Below are 9,647 nucleotides of genomic sequence, written 5' to 3'. Positions count from 1 at the left end.
CGGCTCCGCGATCATCACGACACATGATCGCCCCTCTCGGATGAGCCGGGATGGGCGACACATACGTCATTTCCGAATTTCGGTAAAGCGGAATATTTTTGCGCGACGGGATTGACAGAGCCGCGACACAGGCGCGGCAGCGTCGCCCGGCTGGAGTGGAAGCGCAATTCAGCGCCGTGCGCGCAACCAGAGGCCCGGGTTACACTGCGTTCCATCGGGTTACGAGAGGAGCTACGTGCAAGTGAGTGCGGGCGACCTCGCCGCTGCGATCGTTGCGAATATGCAACGGTTCCCCACGGTCTGAAGCCGGTCAAAAGAAACTCCCATTACGGCCACGAACCGCTCTCACAACGTCGTGAGACTAGCAGGGGAACTACGATGCGTGCACAGCGCGTTTGGAAAGTGAATGGGGCCGCCAGCATCGGGCAGCTCCAATCGAGACTGGATGACCTGAACAAGCGGCTTGGCCAGCTCGAAGGCCAGCATCCCGAGAGCTGGAAGATCGAAGAGCTGAGATCGAGCGCGCTCAGGCTGTCGCGCGAAATCGACGATATCCGCTGCGCCGAGGCGACGGCCGCGCTGAGCGAGTTGCTGCGCAAGTAATCAGGCCTATCGCAATTCGCTCGCCGGCCAAGGAACCAACCTCGCGCACCACCATTTCCATGCTGAGCATGGAGCAAGACCATGACGGCATCGCGCGCCTCGCACCGTGAGGGATTTCGCATGACGTCCGATCCCGAAGAGTCGGTGAGGCTGCAAGGCTATGGCGAGATGACGTTGCGCACCGCGATCGCGACGCTGATGGCGCTGGCGCCGCGCGAGCGATCCGACGCTGCCATCTTCCGCATCCGTGACGGCTCGCGCCTTGCCAGGCGCGAGATCACCGACCTCGCATCGGAATTGGGCATGGCGCCGCTCGCCGACGTCAGGTCTCCAAGACTCGTCCCGGAGCAGCACTGGCAGGACATCGTCCGCGGCATGGTGCGCGAGGCGCCGCTGCCCTCGCTGATGGTGGCGTTCTTGGTCGGCGTGCTTGTGGCGCGGCGTTGATCCTCACGCGGCGGCGCGGACCGATTTCGCGCGTTGCTCCAGCGCATTGATCGTCAACACGAGATTCTCACGTCGCGCGCGAAGGTTTGTCGCGAGCAGCGGATAGGACGGGTCCTTCACGTCAAACGCTCCGGCCTTGGCCTCTTCTTCGAGGATGTCGGAATTCATGAGCTGAACGCGCCACCACAAATCCGCAATCAGCGCGCTGAGCCGAAGCTCTCCAGTGGAGCCAAAACGGGACACTTCTTTCATTGTTTGCCTCACCCTGAAACAGTCCCTCCGCTGGGGACTGCCGATGGTCCTGACTGAGCAAACGGAATGCCAAGGCTGCAGGCCGGTCTAATACGCCGACCTGCACAACTTCTGGCCTGTACAGGGTCGACCGCAACCGGCGCGACCGAAAGGCGCGTTGATCGGCGTGAGCCATGCCACCCCGACAGACGTCCCTGCTAGGCCAAATCGACCGTGGACCCGCCCCGAAAATCGCTGCAAAAAGGCGCTCCCGAAGCGCCGGCGGCCGGTCTGCCAAGCCTTTAGGAATACGTCGACTTTTGGAAGAATGGTCGGAGTGGCAGGATTCGAACCTGCGACCCCTGCGTCCCGAACGCAGTGCTCTACCGGGCTGAGCCACACTCCGACAAGAAGGCGGCTTATAGCGTCGGGTTTGGCGCACCGCAAGCGGCCGAGTTGAGGAATTTTATCCCTGTGAAAATGGGTCTCGAAACGCTGATTTTGCCGGCCGGAGAGGCTGCGGCCGCGGCCGCGGCCCGAGCGCTCGCGGCCGGCGGGCTGGTCGCGTTTCCGACCGAGACGGTCTATGGGCTCGGGGCCGATGCCGCCAATGCCGCTGCAATCGCCCATCTCTACGCCGCCAAGGGCCGTCCTGCCTTCAATCCGCTGATCGCCCATGTCGCGGACGTTGCCGCCGCGCGGCGGATCGGGCGGCTCGATGCGCGCGCCCTTAAGCTTGCAGAGGCGTTCTGGCCGGGGCCGCTGACGCTGGTGGTGCCGAAGACGGAGAACTGCCCGGTAGCAGAGCTCGCGACCGCCGGTCTCGATACGGTCGCGATCCGCATCCCCGCCCATCCGGTGGCGCAGGCGATCCTGCACGCCTTTGGCGGGGCGGTGGTGGCGCCGTCCGCAAACATCTCCGGCCATGTCTCGCCGACGCTGGCCGACCATGTCGAAAGCGACCTTGCCGGACGGATCGACCTGATCGTCGACGGCGGGCCGGTCGAGGTCGGCGTCGAATCGACGATCGTCGGCTGCTTCGAGACCTTGATGCTGCTCCGCCCGGGCGGGCTGTCGCGCGAGCGTATCGAGGCCGTGCTCGGCGCATCCCTGGCGCGGCCACCCGCGGAGACCGAGAGCGGGGACAGCCAGCCGCTGGCGCCGGGCATGCTGGCTTCGCATTACGCGCCGCGCGCCCATGTACGGCTCAATGCGCACGAGGTGAAGCCGGACGAAGCGCTGCTGGCATTCGGCCCGGGGCGCCTGCCCGGCTTTGAAGCCGCCGCCGCTGTCATGAACTTGTCGCCCGCCGGCGATCTCGATGAAGCCGCCGCCAATCTGTTCGGCTATCTTCGCAGCCTCGATGCCAGGGGGCCACGCGCGATCGCCGTGATGGCGATCCCCGAAGAAGGACTTGGCGAAGCGATCAACGACCGGCTGCGCCGGGCGGCGGTTGCCCGATAGCGGATGATCCGGACTCTAAGGGACGCGTTAGCGAAAAGTGTGCGGCGGTTTTCCGATCAGATCATGCGCAAGGTATAAGTAGCGGAATGAAAGACGACCACATGAACATCAACACATCCGCCACCCCGCCGCTTGCGCCTGATTTGATCGAACAATTCCGCAAGATCGTCGGCGAGCGCCACGCGATCACCGATGCCGCCGACATCGAGGCTTACGTCACCGAGGAACGCAATTTGTTTCACGGCCGCTCGCCACTGGTGCTGCGTCCGGGCTCGACGGCGGAAGTCTCGGAGATCTGCAAGCTCGCCTCCGCGCACAGGATCGCGCTGGTGCCGCAGGGCGGCAATACCGGCCTCGTCGGCGGGCAGACGCCGCACAATGGCGAAGTGGTGGTGTCGCTGCGGCGGCTCGACAAGATCCGCGAGGTCGACACCGCCTCCAACACCATGACCTGCGAGGCCGGCGTCGTGCTGCAAATCGCGCAGCAGAAGGCGGCGGAGGTCAACCGGCTGTTTCCGCTCTCGTTAGGTGCCGAAGGCAGCTGCACTATTGGCGGCAATCTCTCGACCAATGCCGGCGGCACCGCCGCGCTCGCCTATGGCGTCGCGCGCGAGATGGCGCTGGGGCTCGAAGTGGTGCTGGCCGACGGACGCGTGCTGAACGTGCTGTCGAAGCTGAAAAAGGACAACACCGGCTACAATCTGCACAACCTCTTCATCGGCGCGGAAGGCACGCTCGGCATCATCACGGCGGCGACTTTAAAACTGTTTCCGAAGCCGCGGGCGGTCGAGACCGCCTTCGTCGGGCTGAAGTCGCCGGCCGCGGCGCTCAAACTGCTGACGATCGCGCAAGGTGAGGCCGCGAATGCGCTGACCAGCTTCGAGCTGCTGTCGCAGATGGCGGTCGACTTCTCCATCCGCCACGGCGTCGACGTGCGCGATCCGCTCGCAGAAAAGCATCCCTGGTACGTGCTGATGGAATTGTCTTCGCCGGGCGAGGATGCCCGCACGCCGCTGGAGACGATCCTGACCCGCGCCATGGAAGAGGAGATCGTCGACGACGCCGTGATCGCGGCCAATCTCACCCAGCGTGCCGGCTTCTGGAAGCTGCGCGACGAGATGTCGGCGGCGCAGAAGCCGGAAGGCGGCTCGATCAAGCACGACATCTCCGTCCCCGTCGCGGCCGTGCCCGCCTTCATCGCCGAGGCGGATGCCGCGGTGGTGAAGCTGATCCCCGGCGCGCGGCCGGTGCCGTTCGGTCACCTCGGCGACGGCAATCTGCACTACAACGTCAGCCAGCCGGTCGGCGCCAACAGTGCGGACTTTCTGGCCCGCTGGCACGAGATGAACGCGGTGGTGTTCGAGATCGTGCTGCGCATGGGCGGCTCGATCTCGGCCGAGCACGGCATCGGCGTGCTCAAGCGCGACGAACTGCCCGAGGTGAAGGACAAGACCGCGATCGAGCTGATGCGATCGATCAAGGCGATGCTCGATCCGCTGGGAATCATGAATCCGGGGAAGGTGCTGTGAGCGCTCTTGCGATCGACGCCATCGAGGACGCCGATGTCGAGCCGGTGGTGGCGCTGTGGCAGCGCTGCGGCCTGACCCGGCCGTGGAACGACCCGCGTGCCGACATCGCACTGGCGCGCCGCCGTGACAATTCCACGGTGCTGGTCGGCCGCGAGGGCGGCGCGATCGTCGCCACAATCATGGTCGGCCATGACGGCCATCGCGGCTGGGTCTATTACGTCGCCGTCGATCCTGATCGCCGCAAGCACGGCTACGGCCGCATCATCATGGCAGCAGCCGAGGACTGGCTGCGCGCGGCCGGAATTCTCAAGCTCCAGCTCCTGATCCGGCGCGAGAACGCGCAGGCCAATGCCTTCTACCAGTCACTGGGCTTTACGGAATCCACCTCGGTGATGTTCCAGAAGTGGCTCGACGGCCGCGAGACGACTCCAAGCAACTGAGATCGAGCCATGACCATTTCCGACCGTGTCCGCATCAAGGACGTCCGCGTGCTCTCGGACAACTGGGCGCCGCTGAAGAACACCACGTTCGAGTACCGGCGCGCCAATGGCGAGTGGCAGACGCAGCACCGGGAAACCTATGAGCGCGACAACGCCGCAGCCGTGCTGCCGTATAATCGCGTGCGGCGCACGGTGATCCTGGTGCGCCAGTTCCGCTTGCCGGCGTTCATTCGCGGCTATGACGATCTGCTGATCGAAGCCGCCGCCGGCGTGCTGGATGACGCCGCCCCCGAGGTCCGCATCCGCGCCGAGGCCGAGGAGGAAACCGGCTATCGCCTGCACGACGTCCACAAGGTGTTCGAGGCCTTCATGAGCCCGGGCGCCATCACCGAGAAGCTGCATTTCTTCATCGCCGAATACGAGCCGGAGATGCGGGTCAGCGACGGTGGCGGCCTCGCGCACGAGGGCGAGGACATCGAGGTGCTCGAGCTTGCCATCGACGAAGCGCTGGCGATGATCGGCGACGGCCGCATCATCGACGCCAAGGCGATCATGCTGCTGCAATATGTGGCGTTGCACGTGTTCAGGTGAGCTTGCGGCTGGCTTCTTCCCTTCTCCCCTTGGGAGAAGGTGGCGCGAAGCGCCGGATGAGGGGTATGCTTCCCCGAACTCCTGAGGGAGTTGGGCTCGCGGAGAGATACCCCTCACCCGTCTCGCCGCGACGCGGCGAGCCACCCACTCCCACAAGGAGAGAGGGGAAGAGCGCGGCTCGCTCTATCAAGCCTGCAATCCTGTCCCGCGTCCTCCTCGCCCCCATTGAGCGCCCCCAAATCTATCTCTAGTCTGGCCCCTAACCAAGAACCAGGAGACGCGCCCATGTCCGCTCCGCGCGACGACGAATTCGGCTTTGCGCCCGACTACGATTCTCCCGTCCCTTACATGCAGCGCACGCGCGACTATTACGCGGCGATCGGCTACACCACGCCGTATCGCTGGGCGCATTACACGGAGGCACCGTTCCAGCCGCTGAAGAAGAAAGTGGCGCAGTCGCGCGTCACGATCATCACCACGGCCGCACCGTTCGACCCGAGCAAGGGCGACCAGGGGCCGGGCGCGGCGTATAATGGCGGCGCGAAGTTTTACCAGGTCTATGACGGTGATACGTCGAAGCAGCACGATCTGCGCATCTCGCACATCGGCTACGACCGCAAGCACACCAGCGCGACCGACAGCGGCACCTGGTTTCCGCTGCCGCAGCTGCTGAAGGCCAGCGCCGCAGGCCGCATCGGCGAGGTCGCCCCGCGCTTCTTCGGCGCGCCGACCAACCGCAGCCATCGCGTCACGCTCGACACCGACGCGCCGGAAATCCTGGCGCGCTGCCTCGCGGATGCGGTTGATGTCGCGGTGCTAGTGCCGAACTGCCCGGTCTGCCACCAGACCACGGCGCTGGTGGCGCGGCACCTGGAGCGGAACGGCATTGCCACCGTGATCATGGGCTGCGCCAAGGACATCATCGAGCACGCCGCCGTGCCGCGCTTCCTCTTCTCGGATTTCCCACTCGGCAATTCCGCCGGCAAGCCGCATGACATCGCCTCGCAGGCGCAGACGCTGGAGCTGGCACTGCGGCTGCTGGAGACCGCAAGCGGCCCGCAGACGACGATGCAATCGCCGCTGCGCTGGAGCGAGGATGCCTCCTGGAAGCTCGACTACAACAACGTGGCGCAGCTTTCGCCGGAAGAGCTGGCGCGCCGGCGCGCCGAATTCGACAAGCAGAAGGAGATCGCGCGCGGCAACCGCGCCGCCTGACGTCCTCCACCAAAGAAAGAAAAAAGGGAGAGCGACGTGACGCGACCGTTCGAGGGCGTGAAGATCCTGGACTTCACGCAAGTGCTGGCCGGCCCCTATGCGAGCTATCAGCTCGCGCTGCTGGGCGCCGACGTCATCAAGGTCGAGCGGCGCGAGGGCGAGGACATGCGCCGCACGCCGCTCAGCCGCGAATGGGCCGAGCGCGGGCTGGCGCCGGCGTTCCAGGCCATCAACGGCAACAAACGCAGCCTGACGCTGGACCTGCAAAAGCCCGAGGCGATCGCGATCGTGAAGAAGCTCGCGAGCCAGGTCGACGTCGTCATGGAAAATTTCCGTCCCGGCGTGATGGACAAGCTCGGCATCGGCTACGAGGCGCTATCCGCCATCAATCCGAAGCTGATCTATTGCGCGGTGTCAGGCTTCGGCCAGACCGGGCCGGACCGCCTGCGGCCCGGCTATGACGGCAAGATGCAGGCGTTGTCGGGCATCATGGCGATCACCGGCCATCCCGAGACCGGACCGACGCGCGCGGGCTTTGCGGTGTGCGACGTGCTGTCGGGCGCGACCGCGGCGTTCGGCGTGTCGAGCGCACTGTATCAGCGCGACCGCACCGGCAAGGGCCAGCTCATCGACGTCTCCATGCTGGAGGCGACGCTGGCCTTCCTCTCGGGCCAGATCGCGGATTGGTCCGTTGCAGGCCATCGTCAAACACTCTCGGGCAACCAGGCGGTGAGCCGCAGGACCACGGCCAACCTGTTCAAATGCGGCGATGGTCACATCCTGCTCGCCGTCAACAACGAGAAGCAGTACCGCGCGCTCATGGTTGCGCTCGGCCGCGAGGACGCGCTGAGCGATCCGCGCTTCGCCGACTGGTTCTCCCGCAACGAGAACGAGGGCGCGCTTCGCGCCATCATCGAGGCAGCGCTGGCGGCACGGCCGGCGCGCGAATGGGAGACGATCCTGGAAGATGCCGGCGCACCCTGCGCCAGCATCTGGAAGGTCGAGGAGGTGATCGACCACCCGCAAATCAAGGCGCGCGGCGCGATCCAGGAGCTGGACACGCCTTATGGCCGCCTGCGCTTTGCCGGCAGCGGATTCAAGCTCGCCCATGGCGGCGGCAAGCTGGACCGCATGGCGCCGGAGCTTGGGGCGGATACGGATGCGGTGCTGGGCGAGTTGGGGTTCGATGCGGCGGAGATCGCGGCGCTGAGGGCGAAGGAGATCGTGTAAGCCGCGACATATGCCGCTGCCGTAGGGAGTGGGCAAAGGCGCAACGCGCCGTGCCCACCACCTGTCGATTTCTTGGCGCACGACGGTGGGCATGCTTCGCTTCGCCCACCCTACGGCATCGGCGATCAGAATAACGACCCCTGCCCGTCATCCACCGACCCAACCGCCGCCTTCCGCACTCCCTTCTTCGGCTTCACGACGTCCGCCTCCATCTCCTCGGCGCTGATCGGCAACAGCAACTGCTCGTCGTCATTGGCGACGCGGTTGACGCGGGTGGAGACCGGGTGCCAGGCGAATTCGCCAATGCGCGGAGCGGTCATCAGCGGCAGGATCGCGTCGATCTCGTCGCTGCGGCAATCGAGCCAGCGCTCGAAATCGCGCGGGCTGATGGTGACGGGCACGCGGTCATGCAGCGCCGCGAGATCTTCGCCGGCCGCTGCCGTGACGATGGCGACCGTGTCGAGCTCCTCGCCGTTCGGCCCAATCCAGGTTTCGAACAAAGCGGCAAAGCCGAGCGGCGCGCCATCGGCGCGATGGATGAAGAAGGGCTGCTTGCGGCCGCCCTCCACCTTCCACTCGAAATAGCCGTCCGCCGGGATGAGGCCGCGCCGGCGGCGAATCGCGTGTCTGAAGGCGGGCTTCTCCAGCACCGTCTCGCAGCGGGCGTTGATCAGGAGCGTAAACCCGCGAGGATCCTTGACCCAGCCCGGCAAAAACCCCCAACGCATCAGGCGGAAATGGCGCGCGCCGTTCTCGATCCATACGACCGGAATCGGCTGCGTCGGAGCCACGTTGTATCGGGGCGGAAAATTCGGCTGCTCGATATAGCCGAACAATTGCCGCAAAGCCGCGGGGGCCGAAGTTATGACAAAGCGTCCACACATCCCAGGGGGTCTATATAGGGTCCGTTCAGGTCCTTTTAACCCCGAACGTTAACACTGCGGCGAATGAGCTCAACGGCCTCCCAGCCCGCGCGGACGCATGTACAGACGGGCCCCGAGGCCGCCGCCTGGGCCGAGCGGCTGCGCGTCGCCAACATCAACCCGCGGACGGGGCTTGCCACCGACTATCTCAACCATTTCAATGAAGCGGTGATGCTGCTGGAAATGGTCCCTGACATGCCGGAATGCGCGGAAGATTTTCTGACCTGGACGCCGCTATCCTATGCCGAGCATTTCACGGCGTCGAATTTTAAGGCGCGCGACCTCGCCATCGAGGCTTATGAGAAGGCCGATCCCAAGGTGCGGGCCCAGTTCGACCACATCACGGACACCATGACCTCGATCCTGACCGCGGTCGGCTCGGCCATGCGCGAGGTCGACAAGGACACGACGCGCGTTCGGCTCGCCGAGCAGGCCACGGCATGGGTCAAGCCGCTGATCGCGGCCTGCGGCGGCATCATCAATGGCGGCGCGGAAGCCGACATCGACACCATCATGGCGAACTGAGCCGTGGCTTCCGCGGTCCAGCCGTCCCATCCCCAGATCGCGGTCAGTGCCGCGATTTTTCGCGACGGCAAGGTGCTTCTGACCCGCCGCGCCCGTTCGCCCGCAAAGGGGTTCTATTCGCTGCCCGGGGGTCGGGTCGAGTTCGGCGAATCGCTGCACCAGGCCCTGCTGCGCGAAGTCGACGAGGAGACCGGGCTTGCCATCGACATCATTGGCCTCGCCGGCTGGCGCGAGGTGCTGCCGGCCGCAGCCGGAGCCGGTCATTACCTGATCATGTCCTTTGCCGCCCGCTGGGTGGCCAAAGAACCGGTTCTGAACGACGAGCTCGACGACTACCGCTGGATCGCCCCGGATGCCATCGCAGGCCTGGGCGAGCTCAAGCTGACCGGCGGACTGGAGGAGGTCATCCAATCCGCCGCACGCCTGATCGGAGACTGACGCTCCGCCTT

The 9,647-nt window shown here is 65.5% G+C and carries 12 protein-coding genes and 1 tRNA gene; 10 read left to right on the top strand and 3 right to left on the bottom strand.

Annotated elements, in window-relative coordinates; translation table 11 throughout:
* Nucleotides 1-378: 378 nt before the first annotated feature.
* Together IVA98_RS21750 and IVA98_RS21745 are read left to right on the top strand one after the other, a co-directional pair.
* Nucleotides 379-603, top strand: a complete 225-nt coding sequence (locus tag IVA98_RS21750; protein ID WP_247303329.1) for a hypothetical protein — start codon at nt 379-381, stop codon at nt 601-603.
* Nucleotides 604-684: 81 nt separating this feature from the next.
* A complete protein-coding gene (locus IVA98_RS21745) occupies nt 685-1,050 on the top strand; it encodes a hypothetical protein (protein ID WP_247303331.1) in 366 nt (121 codons plus the stop codon).
* 3 nt (nt 1,051-1,053) lie between these two features.
* On the opposite strand, the gene IVA98_RS21740 is transcribed toward IVA98_RS21745, so the two are convergent.
* Nucleotides 1,054-1,302, bottom strand: coding sequence for a hypothetical protein (locus IVA98_RS21740; protein WP_247303332.1), 249 nt, complete (start codon nt 1,300-1,302; stop codon nt 1,054-1,056).
* 308 nt (nt 1,303-1,610) lie between these two features.
* Nucleotides 1,611-1,687 (bottom strand) — tRNA-Pro (locus tag IVA98_RS21735).
* A gap of 74 nt (nt 1,688-1,761) precedes the next feature.
* On the opposite strand from IVA98_RS21735, the gene IVA98_RS21730 reads away from it, so the two are divergent.
* The 6 genes from IVA98_RS21730 (at nt 1,762) to IVA98_RS21705 (ending at nt 7,750) form a co-directional block, all read left to right on the top strand.
* The gene (locus IVA98_RS21730) at nt 1,762-2,745 is read left to right on the top strand and encodes an L-threonylcarbamoyladenylate synthase (RefSeq protein WP_247303398.1); all 984 of its coding nucleotides are present in this window, start codon (nt 1,762-1,764) and stop codon (nt 2,743-2,745) included.
* A gap of 101 nt (nt 2,746-2,846) precedes the next feature.
* A complete protein-coding gene (locus IVA98_RS21725; protein ID WP_247303334.1) occupies nt 2,847-4,274 on the top strand; it encodes an FAD-binding oxidoreductase in 1,428 nt (475 codons plus the stop codon).
* Nucleotides 4,271-4,714: a GNAT family acetyltransferase gene (locus IVA98_RS21720; protein WP_247303336.1), complete on the top strand. Its 444-nt coding sequence runs from the start codon at nt 4,271-4,273 to the stop codon at nt 4,712-4,714. Before IVA98_RS21725 ends, IVA98_RS21720 begins: the two co-directional genes overlap by 4 nt.
* A 9-nt stretch (nt 4,715-4,723) precedes the next feature.
* A complete protein-coding gene (locus IVA98_RS21715; protein WP_247303338.1) occupies nt 4,724-5,305 on the top strand; it encodes an NUDIX hydrolase in 582 nt (193 codons plus the stop codon).
* A 285-nt stretch (nt 5,306-5,590) separates the two neighbouring features.
* On the top strand, nt 5,591-6,520 hold the full coding sequence (locus IVA98_RS21710) for a glycine reductase (RefSeq protein WP_247303340.1): 930 nt from the start codon (nt 5,591-5,593) through the stop codon (nt 6,518-6,520).
* Nucleotides 6,521-6,556: 36 nt separating this feature from the next.
* Entirely contained in the window at nt 6,557-7,750 is a 1,194-nt protein-coding gene (locus IVA98_RS21705; protein ID WP_247303342.1) for a CaiB/BaiF CoA transferase family protein, read from the top strand.
* A gap of 125 nt (nt 7,751-7,875) precedes the next feature.
* Here the strand turns inward: IVA98_RS21705 and IVA98_RS21700 are convergent, their stop codons facing one another.
* Nucleotides 7,876-8,634, bottom strand: coding sequence for an SOS response-associated peptidase (locus tag IVA98_RS21700; RefSeq protein ID WP_247303344.1), 759 nt, complete (start codon nt 8,632-8,634; stop codon nt 7,876-7,878).
* Nucleotides 8,635-8,697: 63 nt separating this feature from the next.
* Between IVA98_RS21700 and IVA98_RS21695 the strand changes: the two genes are divergently transcribed.
* Nucleotides 8,698-9,198, top strand: a complete 501-nt coding sequence (locus tag IVA98_RS21695) for a hypothetical protein (RefSeq protein ID WP_247303346.1) — start codon at nt 8,698-8,700, stop codon at nt 9,196-9,198.
* A 3-nt stretch (nt 9,199-9,201) separates the two neighbouring features.
* Nucleotides 9,202-9,636 (top strand): NUDIX hydrolase, encoded by a 435-nt coding sequence (locus tag IVA98_RS21690; protein ID WP_247303348.1) that lies wholly within the window; start codon nt 9,202-9,204, stop codon nt 9,634-9,636.
* Nucleotides 9,637-9,647 lie beyond the last annotated feature (11 nt).

This window comes from Bradyrhizobium sp. 160, from assembly GCF_023073735.1.
Classification (GTDB): domain Bacteria; phylum Pseudomonadota; class Alphaproteobacteria; order Rhizobiales; family Xanthobacteraceae; genus Bradyrhizobium.
This window is presented reverse-complemented; position numbering and strand designations above follow the sequence as displayed.